Origin of the sequence: Kushneria phyllosphaerae, from assembly GCF_900312995.1 — a bacterium.
Taxonomy (GTDB): Bacteria; Pseudomonadota; Gammaproteobacteria; order Pseudomonadales; family Halomonadaceae; genus Kushneria; species Kushneria phyllosphaerae.
In genome coordinates, this window is sequence record NZ_ONZI01000003.1 from 218,782 (window position 1) to 238,169 (window position 19,388).

A 19,388-nucleotide genomic window follows, 5' to 3' on the forward strand; every position below is an offset into this window, starting at 1 on the left:
ACATGGCCTTTCCGATGTTCCCCTGATGTCCTTTGTTGACTGATGCCATCCGTTGACCATAGCGAGCCTGCACCCATGACCACGCCCTTTGTACATTTGCGACTGCACAGTGAATATTCGCTGACCGACGGGCTGATCCGGCTCAAGGCGCTGACGCAGAAGGCGGTTGAGGTCGGGCAGCCGGCACTGGCCGTCACTGATGAGACCAACCTGTTCGGACTGGTCAAGATCTACAAACAGGCGCAGGGCGCGGGACTCAAGGCGATCGTGGGGAGCGATGTCTGGCTGTATAACGCTCAGGATCCGGCGCATCCCTATCGCCTAACGCTGCTGGCCATGAATCAGACCGGTTATCTCAACCTGACCGAGCTGATCTCCCGGGCCTGGCAGCATGGCCAACAGCAGGGACGGGCCTATCTGCACAAGGAATGGATTCTTGAGCAAAGTGACGGGCTGATTGCACTTTCCGGTGCACGTGAAGGCGAGATTGGCCGCTATCTGCTGCACGGACATGCCGAAACGGCCCGTGAGCTGCTGGCCGAGTGGCAGCGCTTTTTCCCCGACCGCTTCTATCTGGAACTGCAACGCACTTCGCGTGAAAACGATGAGGAGTGCCTGCATCTGAGTGTGCAGCTTGCCATGGAGACCGGGACGCCGGTCGTGGCGACCAATGACGTGCGCTTTTTGTCTCGTGAGGACTACTGGGCGCACGAGACCCGGGTGTCGATTGCCGAGGGCAAGGCGCTGGATGATCCGCGCCGGGAAACGCGCTACACCGAGGAGCAGTACTTCAAGACGCCCGAGGAGATGGCCGAACTTTTCGTCGACATTCCCGAGGCGCTGGAAAACAGCGTCCATATCGCCGCGCGCTGCAGTGTCGAGATGCGACTGGGCGAAATCTTTTTGCCGGAGTACCCGGTGCCGGAAGGCCAGACCATGGAGGAGTTTTTCTGCGAGCTCTCCCATGCCGGCCTGACCCGGCGCCTGGATCTGCTGTTTGGCGGCGAGCGTCCCATTTATCCGGGTCGCTTGCGCGAAGAGCACGAGCCCGAGTATCGCAAGCGACTCGATTTCGAGCTCAACATCATCAATCAGATGGGCTTTCCCGGCTACTTCCTGATCGTGATGGACTTCATCCGCTGGGCCAAGCAAAACGATGTGCCGGTAGGACCGGGGCGTGGCTCCGGTGCCGGCTCGCTGGTGGCCTATGCGCTCGAGATTACCGATCTCGACCCGCTGGAATACGATCTGCTGTTCGAGCGCTTTTTGAACCCCGAGCGTGTGTCCATGCCCGACTTTGACGTCGATTTCTGCATGGAAAAGCGCGACCGGGTCATCGACTACGTGGCCGACCGCTACGGGCGCAATGCGGTCTCCCAGATCGTGACCTTCGGCACCATGGCGGCGAAGGCCGTGGTTCGTGACGTGGCGCGTGCCCAGGGCAAGCCGTATTCGCTGGGTGACAAGCTGTCCAAGCTCATTCCCTTTGAAGTCGGCATGACGCTTGCCAAGGCGCATGAACAGGAAAGTGCGCTGCGCGAATTTCTGGGCGTCGATGAGGATGCCCAGGAAATCTGGGAGATGGCGCGTCGGCTCGAAGGCATCACTCGCGGGACGGGCAAGCACGCCGGGGGGGTCGTGATTGCGCCGACCAGCCTGACCGACTTCTCACCGCTGCTGTGCGATGAGGATGGCAGTGGCCTGATGGTGCAGTACGACAAGAACGACATCGAGGAGGCCGGACTGGTCAAGTTCGACTTCCTTGGGTTACGTACGCTGACCATCATCGACTGGGCGCTCGAGATGGTGGATACGGTGCGAGCACGAGAAGGGAAGGGGGCGCTGGATATTGCCACCATCCCGCTTGATGACAAGCCGACCTTCGACATGCTGAAAAAAGCCGAGACCACGGCGGTGTTCCAGCTGGAATCGCGCGGCATGAAGGAGCTGATCAAGCGCCTGCAGCCGGATTCGCTGGAGGACATGATCGCTTTGGTGGCGCTTTTTCGCCCGGGCCCGCTGCAGTCGGGCATGGTGGATGACTTCATCAACCGAAAGCACGGCCGTGCCGAGCTGGCCTATCCCCATCCGGACTATCAACATGAGCTGCTCAAGACGGTGCTGGAGCCCACCTACGGCATCATCCTGTACCAGGAACAGGTCATGCAGATTGCCCAGGTGCTGGCCGGCTATAGCCTGGGGCAGGCCGACATGCTGCGTCGTGCCATGGGCAAGAAAAAGCCCGAGGAGATGGCCAAGCAGCGCGCCGGTTTCATGGAAGGGTGCGCCAATAACGGCATCAATGCCGATCTGGCCGGTAACCTTTTTGATCTGGTAGAGAAGTTTGCCGGTTACGGCTTCAACAAGTCGCACTCGGCAGCCTACGGTTTGGTGTCTTACCAGACGGCCTGGCTCAAGGCGCACTACCCGGGCCCCTTCATGGCCGCGGTGATCTCGACCGAAATGGACAACCTGGACAAGGTGGTCCCGTTGATCGAGGAGTGCCGGCGCATGGGGCTGAACGTGACCCCACCGGACGTCAACATCGGCAGCTACCGCTTCAGCGTCAACGAGCAGGGGCACGTGGTCTACGGGCTGGGTGCCATTCGTGGCGTGGGTGAAGGCCCGATTGGCGCTATTGTCGAGGCGCGTGAGGCGGGCGGACCGTATCGTGATCTCTTTGATTTCTGCCGCCGCATTGATGGCAAGCGCATGAACAAGCGCACGCTGGAGGCGCTGATCCGCTCGGGGGCGCTGGATCATCTGGGGCCGTCGCGTGCGGTGCTGTTCTCGGCGCTGGAAGATGCCCTGCGGGCAGCGTCGCAAAGTCAGAACAATGCCAGTATCGGCATGGTGGACATGTTTGGTGAGGCGTTCGTTTGTGAGAATGAAGAAGAGACGCTGGATGTCTACAGCGATCATCGCGGCGTGCGCAACTGGAGCGACCGTGACCGTCTGGCCGGCGAGAAGGATACGCTGGGGCTTTATCTGACCGGTCACCCGATCGATGAATATGAAAACGAACTCAAGCGCTTTGTCTCGACCCGTATTGTCGATCTAAAGCCTGCCCGCGAACTCCAGCGTGTGGCCGGCCTGATCGTGGCCATGCGCACCATGAAGTCAAAGCGGGGTGATACCATCGCCTTTGTCACCCTCGATGACCGTACCAGCCGTATCGAGGCCTCCCTTTTTGGCGAGCTCTATGATCAGGTGCGCCAGCATCTGGCGGCCGATCGGGTCGTGATTCTGGAAGGCGAGGTCAGCCTGGACGACTATTCCGGCGGGCTGCGTCTGCGGGCCAAGGAGGTCACTCCCATGGTCGAGGCTCGCGCCCGCTTTGGAGAGGCGATTGAAATCAGTATCGATGCCGAGCGCATCAATGGACGCTTCAGCCGCACGCTCATGGATCGCCTGACGCCCCATCTGAACCAGGAGGGTCTGCCCATTCGGCTTCAATATCGCAACAGCCACGCCGGCGGCTGTCTCGAGTTCGATCCGCAGTGGCGGGTCCTGCCCTGTGACGAGCTGATTACCGGGCTGCAGGAGGGCGTGGAGGGCCATCCGGAGGTCAGACTCTGCTACCGCTGACGCTCTGAGAGCACCATGGGATGACATCACGGTACAATGGATGTTGTCTCAAGGTTGCACCCAACGCCCACAATGGGATAATGGCCCACCGATTCACCGACGCCGTGCGCTGCCTTTCTGTGCTGTGACGGTCCAGGCCGATACTGTCGTGCATGCCCTGCGCTGCTCGCGTTGATGAAAGAGCTCTGTGACGACCCCTATGAATCCGAATTATCTCGAGTTTGAACAGCCGATTGCCGAGCTGCAGGCCAAGATCGAAGAACTGCGACTGGTGGGCAACGACAGCAAGATCAACATCAGTGACGAGATTGCCAAGCTTGAGGACAAGAGCCGCAAGCTGACCGAGCAGATCTTTCGGGATCTGACCTCCTGGCAGGTTTCTCAGTTGTCTCGTCATCCCCAGCGTCCCTATACGCTGGATTATCTTGCTGAAATCTTTACTGAATTCGATGAGCTGCACGGCGATCGCAGCTTTTCCGATGATGCCGCTCTGATTGGTGGTGTGGCGCGTCTCGATGACCGCCCGGTTATGGTCATCGGTCATCAGAAGGGCCGTACGGTCAAGGACAAGGTGCGCCGCAACTTCGGTATGCCGCGTCCGGAAGGCTATCGCAAGGCCTGTCGCCTGATGGAAATGGCCGAGCGCTTTCACATGCCCATCCTGACCTTTATCGATACGCCCGGGGCCTATCCGGGTATCGATGCCGAGGAGCGCGGGCAGAGCGAAGCCATTGCCCGCAATCTGGCGGTCATGTCGCGCCTGAAAACGCCCATTATCTCGACGGTCATTGGCGAAGGCGGCTCCGGTGGTGCACTGGCGATCGGCGTGTGCGATTCGCTGTCCATGCTGCAGTTTTCCACTTATTCGGTGATCTCCCCGGAAGGCTGCGCCTCGATTTTGTGGAAAAGCGCCGATCGTGCCTCGGATGCCGCTCAGGCCATGGGCATCACGGCGACCCGGCTCAAGGAGCTGGGCTTTGTCGATACGCTGATCGAGGAGCCGCTGGGCGGCGCGCATCGAAACATGTCCGAAATGGGACGCCGTCTCAAGAGCTCCCTTTTGCATCAGCTGGACGTGCTGCAGGCCATGGACACCCAGTCCTTGCTGGAACGTCGTTATGAGCGCCTGATGAGCTATGGTGCCCTCGACTGATCGACATGCCGGTCGATAGTGAATGAAAAACGGGAAGGCTCTGCCTTCCCGTTTTTCATGGTTAAAACCTTCCCGGGTATCAGTGTCCGCGTAGCCTGCCCGTCACGTTTGAACATGGAGTGCCCCGCCATGAACCTGTCACTGGAGGCGCGCATTGAAAAGGCCATGGCGGCGCTGCATGCGCGCGCGGCGGCGTCCACGCTCTGGGTGGCATTATCAGGCGGGCGTGACAGTACCTGCCTTTTGCTGCTGGCCGCGCGCGCGGCCAGGTGCCGCCCCGGCCTGACCCTGCGGGCCGTTCATGTTCATCATGGGCTGCAACCGGCGGCTGATGTCTTCGTTGGTACGGCGCAGCGTGCCTGTGACCAGCTGGGCGTGGTGCTTCATATTGAATGGGTAACTCCTGAGTCGCGTGACGGTCTGGAAGCCGATGCCCGCCATGCGCGATACGCCGTGTTCGAAGCGCTGCTCTCACCCGGCGATACCCTGTGGATGGCCCATCACAAAGAGGATCAGGCTGAAACGCTACTGTATCGCCTGATGCGCGGCAGCGGCGTGCGCGGACTGGCCGGTATGCCTGCGCGTCGAGCACTGGGAGCGGGCTGGCTGGAAAGGCCATTGCTTGACGCCTCACGTTGCGAAATCGATGCCTTGCTGGCCGATGAGGCCATTGCCTGGTGCGATGACCCCACCAATAGTGACGACCTTCAGGACCGCAACTATCTGCGCCATCATGTCATGCCATCGTTGACGGCACGCTGGCCGGCAGCGGCGGCGCAGATGGCGCGCAGCGCCGCCTACCTGCGTGAAACCGATGCGCTTTTACAAGAGCTGGCGCAGAGTGATCTGGCCGCGCTGGGCGGAATTTCCGATCGCCTGCCGCGTGGCCCACTTTGCGCGCTGAGCCGGCCGAGACAGCGGCTGGTGGTTGATATGGCGCTTCAGCGACTGGGGCTGACCTTGCCGCCGCGCGGGCGGCTGGAAACCCTGCTGGATCAGCTGGCCTGTGCCGGCCCGGATCGTCAGGCGTGCGTTGTCTGGCCCGGTGGTCAAGCGCGGCTCTGGCGTGAAACAATTTTCCTGGTGCCTGAAAGCGAAGCAGACATCCGTGATGACTCGTGGTCACTCAAGTGGGACGGCGCCACACCGATCAGCACGCCGCTTGGCGTCATTCGGGATCAAATGCAGCTGCTGGCAGGGGGGGCTCCGACGCTGATACTGGCGCCTCGTGCTGGCGGAGAGAAACTTCGACTGCGCGGGCAGCGACGCCCGCTCAAAAAGCTGTTGCAGGAGCATGCCATCCCGCCCTGGCAGCGCGATCGAGTCATGGTCGTGTGGCATGACAGCACGCCAGTAGGCGTGCTGGGCCCCTTGAGGCTGGCGGCCGATGGCTGGCAATGGACAGCCATCGCAAATGACCCCGGGTCAGGGCGTATTGATCGTTAGCGGCAGACCGGCACCCTGTTGCCACTGACACTCCAGCACCATGTCCTGGCGCAGCAGTTCCGGCACCGACTGTGAAAAAATCAGCGCGAGATTTTCACTGTCGGCGCGCAGTTCAGGCTGCCAGATGTCTGCCGCGTCGCGGGTACGACAGAGCACCACGGCCAGACGCAGCAGGCGTGCAAGTCGCATCAGCTCGGCTGGAGGCAGTGCCGCCCGGTGTTCCGGCAGTGGTTCGGGGAGCTGGCGACGATGCGCCTGCACCAGCCATGCCAGCGCCAGCTGGTCCGGCAGCGAAAACCCGGGCATGTCACTATGGGCGAGCAGATAACTGCCGTGCTGATGGTAGCGGTTATGCGCTACCCCCAGACCGATTTCATGCACCATGGCGGCCTGTTCCAGCAGCTGACGAGATTCACTGCTCAAATGCCATGACGTCTGCAGCTGATCAAACATCGTCAGTGCCGTGGCAGCCACATGTTCGGCATGCTGACCATCGACCTGGTACTGGCGTTGCATCTCTTCAATCGTGGTATAGCGCACGTCATGACGTGTATCGCGTGACAATAGATCCAGTAATACGCCATCGCGAAGCGCACCGTTGACGTGCTGCATGTGCTCAAGCTTCAGTGCCTTGAAAATGGCGTTTAAAATCGCAATACCTGCAGGGAACACCCGGGCACGGTTGCTTTTGAGCCCGCTCATGCTGACCTGGTCAAGGTGGCCCAGGCTGATCAGGTGCTGACGCAGCTCTGTCAGCCCTTCACGGGTAATCTCGCCCTTTTTGAGGTGCGGATGGATCGCTCTGAGCGTTGCGGCCGCTGCCTTGATGGTGCCGGAGGTACCGATGGCCCGACGCCAGCCCAGGCGACGGTAGTGCGTGGTGATGTTGGCCAGCTCCAGCAGGGCAGCCTGTTCAGCCCGCTGCATGGTGGCTTCGCTGATCTCACCGTTGCCGAAAAAGCGTCGAGTATAGGCCACGCAGCCCATTTCAAGGCTTTCCAGCGCCAGTGGACGGATGCCGGCGCCTACAATGACCTCGGTCGAGCCGCCGCCAATATCGGCGACCAGGCAGTGGTCGGTCTCGTTCTGCCACTCTGTTGAGGCACCCTGATAAATCAGGCGCGCTTCTTCACGGCCTGAAATGGTCTCAATCCGCTGCCCCAGGCATTGTTCGGCGCGAATCATGAAATCGATACTGTTGGCAGCCGTGCGCAGAGCGCTGGTGCCCACCACGCGCAGCCGATCGACCCGGTGCTCATCGATAAGGGTGCCAAATCCTTCCAGGCACTTCAGCGCGCGCATCATGACCTCTTCATCAAGCTGCCCCTGATCATTGAGCCCGGCGGCCAGTTGTACCTTTTGGCTGCACTTTTCAAGCTCGGTGAAGTGGCCGTTGTCCACTTCGACGATCAGCAGGTGAAAGCTGTTGGAGCCCAGATCCACGGCAGCAAGACGCAGCGGACGGGAAGAAAGTGGGGTCTGAATTTGTGTCATCAGCCGATTCCATGGCGTTGCTGACCTGGCAGCCCCCGTGCATCAGGCCCCTTCGGTCAGGTAATGGTTCGCCAAAGAGTGATGTCAGGCTGATATCATGTCAATTGCTTAAACGAGCCGTTCGCCCAGGCGGGCAGGCGAGGAGACGACGTCAATGGGGAAGGGCATGAGTATCATCACTGATCTGGATGAGCAGCGTTTCGAGCAGGAGGTGGCCGACAGGCATGAGCCGGCCCTGGTAGTGCTGAAAGCCGACTGGTGCCGCCCCTGTCGTACATTGATGCCGACGCTTGAGGCCGTCGCGCAGCACTACGCCGATCGGGTGAAGGTCTATCGTGTCGACATCAACGCCTCGCCGGCGCTGGCAGGGCGTCTGGGGGCCAGAGGTGTGCCGACGCTGTGTCTTTTTATCGATGGCGCGCTTGAAACCACTCGCGTCGGGGCCCTTTCTCGAGCGCAGCTGCACCAGCTTATTGATGAGCATCTTTGAATAAGGCCCGGGGCCGGGCGATTCGGGCTGGCGATCACCGAGCAATAAAAGGGCTTGCGTCGACGATCAGCGTTGTCTAACATCGGTGCGTTCGCCTGATTTCAGCTGCTCGCCAGCCGCCGAGCGAGCCAACAGGGTCGTATCGCTTTTCTCCCAGTCTGCCACGCCATTTCTCAAGCAGACGAACTGACCCTGATGCTATCGGTGCTGAACTGGGTTTTACCATCATGTTACTTCTTTCCTTCGAACGAGGCGCTTTTCGGGTTCATCTCCACAGCCTGGTTTTTAATAGCCATCAGGCGTCGAGACCCCGCGGGCTCTGACGACAAATCAGGCGGTATTCAAGATACCGTTTCCTGTCCCGGCCGCATCTCTTACAGCCATGCTGACTAAAGCGATTTCCGAATCAAGCCGATGAATCTAACCGAACTCAAGCAAAAAACTGTTCCCGAGCTGTTGGAAGTTGCCCAGGAAATGGGCATCGACAATCTGGCTCGTTCGCGCAAGCAGGACATCATCTTCGCCATCCTCAAAAAGCACGCCAAAAGCGGTGAGGACATTTACGGCGATGGCGTACTCGAAATCCTTCAGGATGGCTTTGGTTTCCTGCGCAGCGCTGACTCTTCCTATCTGGCCGGTCCCGATGACATCTATGTCTCGCCGTCCCAGATCCGTCGCTTCAATCTTCGCAAGGGCGATTCGATCGCCGGCAAGATTCGTCCGCCCAAGGAAGGGGAGCGTTACTTTGCGCTGCTCAAGGTCAATCAGATCAATTTTGACCGCCCCGAGAACGCCAAACACAAAATCCTGTTTGAAAACCTGACGCCGCTGTTCCCCCAGGAGCGTCTGGTCATGGAGATCGGCAACGGCTCCACGGAAGACATTACCTCTCGCGTCATCGACCTGACCTCGCCGATCGGCAAGGGCCAGCGTGGCCTGATCGTCTCGCCGCCCAAGGCGGGCAAGACGATGATGCTGCAAAACATCGCCAACTCGATTACCCGCAACAATCCAGAGTGTCACATGATTGTGCTGTTGATCGATGAGCGCCCGGAAGAGGTCACCGAGATGTCGCGTACCGTACGCGGCGAAGTCGTGGCTTCTACCTTCGATGAGCCGCCGGCTCGCCACGTGCAGGTGGCCGAGATGGTCATCGAGAAGGCCAAGCGTCTGGTCGAGCACAAAAAGGATGTGGTCATCCTTCTGGACTCCATTACCCGTCTGGCCCGCGCCTATAACACCGTGGTACCAAGCTCCGGCAAGGTCCTGACCGGTGGTGTGGATGCTCATGCCCTTGAAAAGCCCAAGCGCTTTTTCGGTGCCGCTCGTAACATCGAGGAAGGCGGCAGTCTGACGATTCTGGCGACCGCGCTGGTGGATACCGGCTCCAAGATGGATGAAGTCATCTTCGAGGAGTTCAAGGGGACCGGTAACATGGAAGCGCATCTGGACCGCAAGCTGGCTGAGAAGCGTGTCTATCCGGCACTCAACATTCGCCGCTCCGGCACCCGTCGCGAAGACCTGATCGCCTCCGAGGATGAAATGCAGCGCATGTGGATTCTGCGCAAGCTGCTCAACCCGATGGAAGATATTGCGGCGACCGAGTTTCTGATCGACCGCCTGAAGGATACCAAGACCAATCTGGAATTCTTCGAGGCCATGAAGCGCCGCTAAAGCGCTTGTCAGGTGTCACGGGCGTGCCAAAGGCACGCCTGCATGGAAGGGGCAGCATGCTATGCTGCCCCTTTGCTTTATTACGGGAGCAGGACCGGGCATGAAGTATCGCGATCTGCGGGAGTTTATCCAGGGGCTTGAACGGATGGGGGAGCTCAAGCGTGTCACCGCCGAGGTAGACCCCTATCTGGAAATGACCGAGATATGTGATCGCGTCCTGCGCGATGAAGGGCCTGCCCTGTTGTTTGAAAACGTGCGTGGCAGCACGATGCCGGTGCTGGCCAACCTGTTTGGTACGCCACGTCGGGTGGCGTTGGGCATGGGACAGGACAGCGTCGAGGCGCTGCGCGAGGTCGGCGAACTGCTGGCTTTTTTGAAGGAGCCCGAGCCGCCGAAGGGCTTTCGCGATGCCTGGCAGAAGGTGCCCATCTTCAAGCAGGTCATGAGCATGGGGCCGCGGCATGTCAAAAAGGCGCCGTGTCAGGAAGTCGTGCTGGAAGGCGATGACGTGGACCTTGATATCATTCCCATTCAGCACTGCTGGCCGGGCGATGCCGCACCACTGGTGACCTGGCCTCTGGTCATCACCAAAGGGCCGCACAAGGAACGTCAGAATCTGGGGATTTATCGTCAGCAGAAGCTTTCGAAAAATCGCCTGATCATGCGCTGGCTGTCCCACCGTGGCGGGGCGCTTGATTTTCGCGACTGGCAGCAGACCCATCCGGGAAAGCCCTTTCCCGTGGCGGTAGCGCTGGGTGCTGACCCCGCCACCATCCTGGGGGCGGTCACACCGGTGCCCGATTCGCTGTCCGAATACGCCTTTGCCGGGCTTTTGCGCGGTTCCAAAACCGAGCTGGTCAAGTGTCATCACTTTGACCTCAGTGTGCCGGCCAGTGCCGAGATCGTCCTGGAAGGCTACATCTATCCTGATGACATGGCGCCAGAAGGCCCTTTTGGCGATCACACCGGCTATTACAACGAAGTGGATACCTTTCCGGTCTTTACCGTCGAGCGCATCACGCATCGGCGCGATCCCATCTATCATTCCACTTATACCGGCCGTCCGCCGGATGAGCCGGCCGTGCTGGGTGTGGCGCTCAATGAGGTCTTCGTCCCCATTCTGCGCCGCCAGTTCCCTGAAATCGTGGATTTCTATCTACCGCCCGAGGGATGTTCGTATCGCCTTGCTGTGGTATCGATGAAAAAGCAGTATCCAGGGCACGCCAAGCGCGTAATGATGGGGGTCTGGAGCTTTTTGCGTCAGTTCATGTACACCAAATTCGTGATCGTGGTGGATGATGACGTCAATACCCGTGACTGGAAGGATGTGATCTGGGCCATCACGACGCGGATGGATCCGGCTCGCGACACGGTCATGGTGGAAAATACCCCGATCGACTATCTCGATTTTGCCTCGCCGGTCAGCGGTCTGGGCTCCAAGATGGGGTTGGATGCGACCTCCAAATGGCCCGGCGAGACCCAGCGTGAATGGGGCACGCCGATTGTCATGAGCGATGAGATCAAGGCTCGTGTAGACGAGCGCTGGGACACATACGGTATCAATACCTGAGCGGTCAACGGCTTGGGAGTTACTGACACAATGCACTGCTGCATTTCTATCGATTGAAGGAAGCACCATGTCTGCCAGGACGCTGACCTGTAGGGTCGAGACCATGGAAACGCTATCGGCCGATGTTTATCGGCTGTTTCTGCGTGGTGACCCGCAACAGATTCTTTTTGCCCCGGGGCAGTATCTGACGCTGATCGTGCAGGGCAATCATCTGCCGTTTTCGATTGCCAATGCGCCCAACGGCGAGGGCATTCTGGAGCTGCACGTCCAGTATATCGCCGAAAGCGACAACGCTCGGGCGCTGTTTGAACAGCTCCACGTGGGAGCCGACATCGAGGTGTCGCTGGCCGGTGGGGAGTCCGTGCTGGAACTTGATGACCCGCGTCCGCTGCTTTTGATCGCGGCCGGTACGGGGTTTGCGCAGATGAAATCCATCATCGAGGCGTCGCTGGCCCTGCATCCCGAGCGGCCCATCCATCTGTGGTGGGCGGCGCGCGCGCGCAGCGAGCTTTACATGGAGTGGCAGGCGCGCCACTGGGCCGAACACCATGAGAATTTCAGCTTTACGCCGGTCGTGGAGCTGCCCGGAGAAGAAGATTTTGATGGCGTGGTCGAGCGCATCGACAATGCCCTGCATGACCGGGTTCAGCGCGCCGATGAAGCCAGCATCTTTATTGCCGGCTCTCCCGGGATGGTCTACGCCGTGGTGGATACGCTGGCCCGGATCGAGCCCATGGCCAAGCGGATCTTTTCCGATGTCTTCAGCTACGCGCCACGGGTAAAAGGGCAGGACGCGGCGTCATGAGTCAGTCGCCCATACTGATCACCGGCGGCGGTCAGCGACTGGGCCGCTACTGCGCCGAACGTCTTCATGATGATGGGCATCCGATCATCATTACCTATCGACGTGAACGACCGGCCATCGAGGCGCTAAGAGCCCGTGGCATCGTGGCCCTTTATGCTGACTTCTCGAGCGAGTCGGCCATTCTGGATTTCATTGCCCGGCTGAAGGTGCAGACACCGGCGCTGCGGGCCATCATCCATAATGCTTCACACTGGCAGCGCGATGAGGACAGTGCCGCCTGCGGCGAGGATTTTGCCCTGATGTTTCAGGTGCACATGCAGGCACCCTATCTCATCAATCTGCATGCTCACGAGCTTTTGATGGCCTGTCCCGAGCCCATGCGCGACATCATCCATATTACCGACTACAGCGCCGCTCACGGCTCGCAAAAACACATGGCCTATGCGGCCACCAAGGCCGGTCTCGAGAATCTGACCCTGTCGATGGCCGGGCACTTTGCGCCCGATATCAAGGTCAATGCCATCGCGCCGGCCGGCATCATGCTCAATGCCCGTGATACCGATGACTATGTGTCGCATCTCAACAGTAAATCAGCGCTGCCGGCAGTGCCCGGGCCGATGGTGATCTGGCAGGGCGTGCGCTACCTGCTTGATAGTGCTTTCGTCACAGGGATCACATTGCCTGTTGACGGCGGGCGCCATGTGAAGTGAACTGGTAGAGGCGATCAACTCGCCAGACAACAACCACGATGTTCAAGACAATGTTGTTCCAACAACCGTGACAGGTGGCCATCATGACATCGCCGTCGTTACTGAAGGATCGTGCATTGCTAGTCGGTATGGTGGCCGGCGTAGTGGTGGTATCGCTGGCAGCGGCATTGCCGGCGCTGTTTATCTGGAGGGAGTTTCTCATCTGAGCCAGCCATGCTAGTCTCGGATGATCGACCATGAGGGTGGTGCTCTCATGATGTTGCATCAAATTTTTTGATCAGGATAACCCTGCATGTCGCATTTCGTGCTCAATGACACTCTGACCCTGCTGGCCCAAAAGGCAACAGCAGCGTTGTCGTGTGTCTTGGGCACGGTTGGTTATCCAGTGGGCTATTGGTTTAGAGACAGGCACGCCTGAACATCAGGGCGTGCCGGTATCCACCGTGCTGCCCACCCCTTTAAAACCCCGGTCGGCAGCACGCCACCGGGGTTTTTTGTTTTTCGCATCACGGCAAATGATCCGACAGACATCAGAGGGAGCGCTACATGAGCATGACTTATCATCACTATCCGACGTTTGACTGGCGATTTAACCACACGCTGGCGGCGACTCGAGTGCCGACCGCCGGCGTGCTGAGACAGGGCGCTCCACGCTTACCCTCATTACGCTGTCAAAGGATAGAAAAACGCCATGAACGCCTTGCTTGATACTGTTGAAACTGCCCGTCCCGTAGCTGTCGATCAGAGTGGTCATGCCGGGGCCGCCACCATGGCCCAGCCATTGCCGACGCCCGGTGCCCTCAAGGAAGCCATTGCGCTTCAGCCCGCTTTAAAGGAACAGATTGCCGGTCATCGCCAGGCGATCCGCAATATCCTGAACGGGCAGGATTCGCGCATGCTGGTCGTGATGGGCCCCTGTTCCATTCATGACCGAGATAGCGCACTGGACTATGCCCGGCGTCTGAAAGACCTTGCCGATGAAGTGTCGGACAGCATGGTGCTGGTCATGCGGGTCTACGTGGAGAAGCCGCGTACGACCGTGGGCTGGAAGGGACTGGCGTATGATCCGCATCTTGATGGCAGCGACAACATGGCCGAAGGGCTTGCCAGCACGCGGCGCCTCATGCGCGACATTACTGCACTGGGACTGCCGATTGCCTGCGAACTTCTCCAGCCCATGCTGAGCGCCTACATGGAGGACCTTATCAGCTGGGCGGCGGTGGGGGCGCGTACTACCGAGTCACAGATCCACCGTGAAATGGTCAGTGCGCTGCCCATGCCCACGGGGTTCAAAAACGGCACCGACGGTGGCATTCAGATCGCCATCGATGCCATGGGCGCCAGCCGCCACGGGCACCGTTATCCCGGGTTCGACGACAGCGGCTGCCCGGCGCTTTTGCATTCCAGTGGCAATCCTGATACCCACCTGGTGCTGCGGGGTGGCCATCACGGCCCCAACTACGATGCTCAAAGTGTTGAAAGGACCAGCAGTGCCCTGCGCGCTGCAGGTGTTTCAACGGCCATCATGGTGGATTGCTCTCACGCCAACAGCGACAAGGACCCCGCTCGTCAGCCACTGGTGCTTGATGAAGTCATTGGCCAGCGTCTCAATGGCGCTTCCTCTCTGGTCGGTGTGATGCTTGAAAGTCATCTCGAAACGGGCAAGCAGGCGCTGGGGGGACCGCTGCGCTATGGCGTCTCCATCACCGACGGCTGTCTGGGCTGGGTGGACACTGAGCATCATCTGCGTCGTGCAGCGCAGCGCCTGGCCATCCGCCATACCTGAAGCACTAAAGATGTGGCCCGGGGCCGAGCGACAGCTACCACGGGCCATGAGGCTGTCAAAAACCTGTCATGATACCGTCGTAATCTTGGCTCATCGATCAAGACCCGAGAGCGATGACATGAGCCAGGAAGTTGAAAATCACGACAACCACAACGATAGCGGTAATCGCCCCTTTTCCTCCGTCATGGCACGCTACATGTCGCGCCGGCGCATGCTGAAGGGCAGTCTGGGGCTTGCCGCTGCCACACTGTTCACCGATTTTGGTCTGGGTGCTGCCATTCGTCAGGCCAGTGCCACCCCCTCGAACCGCCGGCTTGTACTGGGTTTTGAATCACTGCCCGGCAGCATGACGGATGCCATCGTGGTGCCAGAAGGCTATACCGCTCAGGTCCTTGTCCCCTGGGGAACGTCGCTGGAGGGCGGCAGTAACGGCTGGCAGCAGGACATTCACATGACACCGGCCTTTCAGGCACGTGCCATGGGCATGCATCACGACGGCATGTATCACTTCCCGCTGGACACGCAACACGCCTCGCGTGACTTCCTGCTGGCCATCAATCATGAATATATCGACCAGACGTCGCTCTGGGCGCCGCAGGGTGGTCCGACCAACAGTGACGAGGGCGCACGGCCTGCGGATGAGGTTCGTACCGAGATCAATGCCCATGGCGTGGCCGTGGTCCGGCTGCGACGCGATGACGATGGCCACTGGGCGCCCGTGGCCGGTGATGCGCACAACCGGCGCATTACCTCGGCCACTCCCATCGAACTGTCCGGTCCCGTGCGCGGTACCCCCTGGGTCGTGACCCACTGGTCACCCGACGGCACGCGCGTCCGCGGTACCAATAACAACTGTGCCTGCGGCCATACCCCCTGGGGCACCTACCTGACCTGTGAAGAAAACTGGCCCGAGGTTTTCACCCGTCAGGGAGAGCTGACGCCTGATCAGGCACGTCTGGGGATCAACGGCGAGCGTGGTCGTTACGGCTGGGAAAGCGCCCGGGATGGCGAGCAGGGGGAGTTCAGCCGTTTTGACAATACCCCGCGCGGTGACGATCCCACGAAGGACTATCGTAACGAGGCTCGCGGCTTTGGCTATATCGTCGAGATTGACCCCTATGATGCCGGTAGCGCCATTTACAAGCGCACGGCACTGGGGCGATTTCGTCACGAGGGCTGCTGGCCCGGTCGCGTCGTCGAGGGCATGCCGCTGACCTTTTATACCGGACACGACAGCCGCAACGAATACATCTACAAGTTCGTCACTAAAAAGCACTGGCAGCAAAGTGACGCCAATCGCCCCGGTGAAGCCTATGACCGCCAGGCCATTGGTGCCCGCTATCTGGATGAGGGGACACTGTATGTGGCCCGTTTTGATGCCGATGGGACCGGTGAGTGGTTGCCGCTGAGTGTGGACGCCATCATCCCCCGGGGAGAGCACAAGGGGCGTCGTCTGGGAGAGCTGTTCGAGGATCAGGCCGGTATCATCATCAACACCTGCGACGCCGCCGACCTGATGGGTGCTACGCCCATGGACCGCCCCGAGTGGGGCACGGTCGATCCACATTCGGGCATGGTATATATGACACTGACCAATAACTCAAAGCGCACTGACGAAAAGAGCGATGCCAGTTTCACCGGCGAGGGTGAGGGTGTTTCTGCCATGGGTAGTGGTTACGCGACGGCGCCGGTCAATGCTGCCAATCCGCGCGCAGACAATACTTATGGTCACATCCTTCGCTGGCAGGAGAGTAACGACGATCCGACCCGCATGCGCTGGGAGCCTTTCGTCTTTGGGGGCAGCGCCAGTGATGCCGACAACAATCTGTCCGGTCTGACCGACGTCAACGCCTTTGCCAGTCCCGACGGTCTCTGGTTTGACGACCGTGACAACGGCGAGGGGATTCTCTGGATCGAGACGGATAACGGTCTGGACAAGGGCCGCGAAAACGCCGTGGCCGAAATGACCAACGATCAGGTGCTCGCCGTCGTGCCCGGTGCAATGAGAGACGATGGCCAGCCGGCCATCAATGCGCAAAACCAGGCACAGCTCAAGCGTTTCGCCATTGGTCCCAACGAGGCTGAAGTCACCGGTATTTTTGCAACGCCTGATCGAACGGCGCTGTTTATCAATATTCAGCACCCGGTCAACTGGCCGGCTGCCAATACCGAGGATGCCACACAGGTGACGCAGGGCCGGGTTCGCCCGCGTTCATCGACGGTGGTCATTCAAAAACGCGATGGCGGCCAGGTGGGTGTCTGACATCGTGGCCTGGTCGCGGTGGTGACCGTCTTCAGAGAAGCCATCGCTCGGGCCGCCTTATGCGGCCCGAGCGTATCTCATGAGGCTGAAAGTCGCTGAAAGGTCCTGTCAGGGGCGTGCGGCATAGGCATACAGCAGGGTTTCCTGCGCACTGATGGCGGCTTCATTCTTGCCAGGGCAGCGTTTTTCATAATGCCCGTCCGACTGAAGCGTCCAGCTCTGGCAGTTATCCAGCATATAGGTATCAAGATCCTTTCTGACCCGCTGGGCGATCTTGCGATCCAGCAAGGGGAAGCAGGTCTCTACCCGGTGGAACATGTTGCGCTCCATGAAATCGGCGCTGGAACACCATGTCTCGGACTTGCCGGCGTTGTGAAAGTGAAAGACCCGGGTATGCTCCAGAAAGCGGCCCACAATGGATCTTACCGTGATGTTATCAGACACCCCCGGCACGCCCGGACGCAGGCAGCAGGTCCCCCGAATGATCAGCTGGCAGATGACGCCGGCCTGAGAGGCCCGGTACAACGCCTGAATCAGTTTGGGCTCTGTCAGGGAGTTGCACTTGACGGTCAGCATGGCCTTGCGTCCCTTTCGGGCGTGTGCGCTTTCACGATCGATCAGCTCTACCAGTCGACGGTGAAGCGTAAAGGGCGCGTGCAGAATGTGCTCGGTGTGGCGTGGCTCTCCCATGCCCGATAGTTGTTGAAACACGTGATGGACATCCTCACAAAGCGTTCCTCGCGCTGTCAGCAGGCTATAATCGGTGTAGAGCTTTGCCGTTTTTGAGTGGTAGTTGCCGGTGCCCATGTGGGCATAATGTCGAATCTGGCCGGATTCGCGGCGCACGATATGCAGCATCTTGGCGTGGGTCTTGTAGGCCATGACGCCATAGATCACGTTGGCGCCTGCTTCCTGAAGGCGTGATGCCAGCGCGATGTTATCGGCCTCATCAAAGCGGGCGCGAAGCTCGATCACTACCGTGACTTCCTTGCCGCTTCTTGCGGCATCGACCAGGGCGCTGACCACACCTGACTCAAAGCCGGTACGATAGAGTGTCTGCTTGATCGCCAGCACGCCCGGATCTCGCGCGGCTTCGGCCAGCCAGTTTTCGATGACGCCAAACGATTCCCAGGGGTGTAAAAGCAAAATGTCCTGTCGACTGATCATGTCGAACAGGCTCTCATCCCTGCGAAGCGCTTTCGGCAGGCCAGGCACGAAAGGGGTGTAGCGCAAGTCCGCGCGCTCGCTGTCCCCGATCATGGCCATCAGCCGGCTCAGGTTGACCGGCCCATCGACCAGATAGAGATCATCCTGCTCAAGCTTGAATTGCCTGAGCAGAAAGTCGCTCAAGTGTGATGGGCAGTTGTTGGCGACTTCAAGACGCACGCCGTCGCCGTAGCGTCGGGCCAGCAATTCGCTTTTAAGCGCCGAGGCCAGATCCGCGACATCTTCGGTGTCCATGGCAAGATCAGCATTGCGGGTCAGGCGAAACTGATAACAGCCGCGCACAACCATGCCGGGGAAGAGCTGCTCGGCATGGGCATGAATCATTGAAGAGAGAAACACATACTCCTGACATCCTTCTTGCTCGAGCTCTTTGGGCAGCCTGATCAGGCGGGGCAGGGAGCGAGGCGCCGGAATGATGGCCATGCCGCCTTCACGCCCGAAAGCGTCTCGTCCTTCCAGCTCGACGATAAAATTAAGGCTTTTGTTGACCAGTCGGGGGAAGGGGTGGGACGGATCCAGTCCGATCGGGCTGACTACCGGCATGATTTCGTCGTCAAAGTAGGTGCTGACCCAATCCCTTTGTGCCCTGTTCCAGCTGTTACGACGCAGGAAGTGGATACCACGCTCGGCCAGTGCCGGTATCAGACGGGTATTGAGAATGTGGTATTGACGTTCGACCTGCTCATGGGCTGTGGTCACGATCTCCTGAAAGATGCTGGAGCTCGAGTGCCCGTCCATACCCGCATCTTCATTGCCATAGGCAATACGCCTTTTGAGACCTGCCACGCGAATCTCGAAAAACTCATCCAGGTTGGAGGAGAAAATCAGCAGGAACTTGAGTCGCTCGAGCAGCGGATGGGTATCGTCAAGCGCCTGCTCCAGAACGCGTATGTGGAATCGCAGGGTCGACAGTTCACGGTTGAAATAAAGTCCGGCATCATCGAGATCGCGTGAGGCATTGGCGGCTGCCCGGGCACGAATGCCGGCGTGGGTGTGATTGATCCTCAGCGTGGAGGCAGGGTCATTCTCGAGTGATGCGGTCGTTTCAGAGGCCTGGGTAGTGGGTAGTGATGACATCGAGAACTCTCCGGAAAATGACATGCGCCACAAAAAAGCAGCGCATCCATCAGTGTGAGAAACTCTCATGACCCTTTGATGACAGTCATAACGTCCTGAGAGCTG

General features: G+C 59.5%; 13 protein-coding genes. 11 read left to right on the top strand and 2 right to left on the bottom strand.

Annotated features, from left to right (window positions below; genetic code table 11):
- Positions 1 to 75 precede the first annotated feature (75 nt).
- From dnaE to tilS, 3 genes are all read left to right on the top strand, one after another.
- On the top strand, positions 76 to 3,588 hold the full coding sequence (gene dnaE, locus KSP9073_RS10955; protein ID WP_108843009.1) for a DNA polymerase III subunit alpha: 3,513 nt from the start codon (positions 76 to 78) through the stop codon (positions 3,586 to 3,588).
- A 199-nt stretch (positions 3,589 to 3,787) separates the two neighbouring features.
- On the top strand, positions 3,788 to 4,741 hold the full coding sequence (gene accA / locus KSP9073_RS10960) for an acetyl-CoA carboxylase carboxyl transferase subunit alpha (RefSeq protein ID WP_108843010.1): 954 nt from the start codon (positions 3,788 to 3,790) through the stop codon (positions 4,739 to 4,741).
- A gap of 129 nt (positions 4,742 to 4,870) precedes the next feature.
- Positions 4,871 to 6,187 carry a tRNA lysidine(34) synthetase TilS gene (gene tilS, locus KSP9073_RS10965; RefSeq protein WP_165814229.1) on the top strand — a complete coding sequence of 439 codons (1,317 nt, stop codon included), beginning with the start codon at positions 4,871 to 4,873 and terminating at the stop codon, positions 6,185 to 6,187.
- On the opposite strand, the gene KSP9073_RS10970 is transcribed toward tilS, so the two are convergent.
- Positions 6,167 to 7,681, bottom strand: a complete 1,515-nt coding sequence (locus KSP9073_RS10970) for a Ppx/GppA phosphatase family protein (protein ID WP_108843012.1) — start codon at positions 7,679 to 7,681, stop codon at positions 6,167 to 6,169. The genes tilS and KSP9073_RS10970 overlap by 21 nt on opposite strands.
- Before the next feature lie 166 nt (positions 7,682 to 7,847).
- On the opposite strand from KSP9073_RS10970, the gene KSP9073_RS10975 reads away from it, so the two are divergent.
- From KSP9073_RS10975 to KSP9073_RS11005, 8 genes are all read left to right on the top strand, one after another.
- Positions 7,848 to 8,171, top strand: coding sequence for a thioredoxin family protein (locus tag KSP9073_RS10975; protein WP_165814230.1), 324 nt, complete (start codon positions 7,848 to 7,850; stop codon positions 8,169 to 8,171).
- Positions 8,172 to 8,585: 414 nt separating this feature from the next.
- Positions 8,586 to 9,845, top strand: a complete 1,260-nt coding sequence (gene rho / locus KSP9073_RS10980) for a transcription termination factor Rho (RefSeq protein ID WP_108843014.1) — start codon at positions 8,586 to 8,588, stop codon at positions 9,843 to 9,845.
- A gap of 100 nt (positions 9,846 to 9,945) precedes the next feature.
- Positions 9,946 to 11,415: a 4-hydroxy-3-polyprenylbenzoate decarboxylase gene (gene ubiD / locus KSP9073_RS10985; RefSeq protein ID WP_108843015.1), complete on the top strand. Its 1,470-nt coding sequence runs from the start codon at positions 9,946 to 9,948 to the stop codon at positions 11,413 to 11,415.
- 67 nt (positions 11,416 to 11,482) lie between these two features.
- Positions 11,483 to 12,220, top strand: a complete 738-nt coding sequence (locus KSP9073_RS10990) for an FAD-binding oxidoreductase (RefSeq protein ID WP_108843016.1) — start codon at positions 11,483 to 11,485, stop codon at positions 12,218 to 12,220.
- Positions 12,217 to 12,930, top strand: coding sequence for a dihydromonapterin reductase (gene folM, locus KSP9073_RS10995; protein ID WP_108843017.1), 714 nt, complete (start codon positions 12,217 to 12,219; stop codon positions 12,928 to 12,930). The genes KSP9073_RS10990 and folM overlap by 4 nt, the downstream gene beginning before the upstream one ends.
- Before the next feature lie 83 nt (positions 12,931 to 13,013).
- Entirely contained in the window at positions 13,014 to 13,136 is a 123-nt protein-coding gene (locus KSP9073_RS17885) for a hypothetical protein (protein ID WP_279310062.1), read from the top strand.
- A gap of 485 nt (positions 13,137 to 13,621) precedes the next feature.
- Positions 13,622 to 14,716, top strand: a complete 1,095-nt coding sequence (locus KSP9073_RS11000) for a 3-deoxy-7-phosphoheptulonate synthase (protein WP_165814231.1) — start codon at positions 13,622 to 13,624, stop codon at positions 14,714 to 14,716.
- A 118-nt stretch (positions 14,717 to 14,834) separates the two neighbouring features.
- Positions 14,835 to 16,979 (top strand): PhoX family protein, encoded by a 2,145-nt coding sequence (locus tag KSP9073_RS11005; protein WP_108843389.1) that lies wholly within the window; start codon positions 14,835 to 14,837, stop codon positions 16,977 to 16,979.
- Between the two features lie 108 nt (positions 16,980 to 17,087).
- Here the strand turns inward: KSP9073_RS11005 and ppk1 are convergent, their stop codons facing one another.
- Positions 17,088 to 19,283: a polyphosphate kinase 1 gene (ppk1, locus tag KSP9073_RS11010; RefSeq protein ID WP_108843018.1), complete on the bottom strand. Its 2,196-nt coding sequence runs from the start codon at positions 19,281 to 19,283 to the stop codon at positions 17,088 to 17,090.
- Between the last annotated feature and the right edge of the window lie 105 nt (positions 19,284 to 19,388).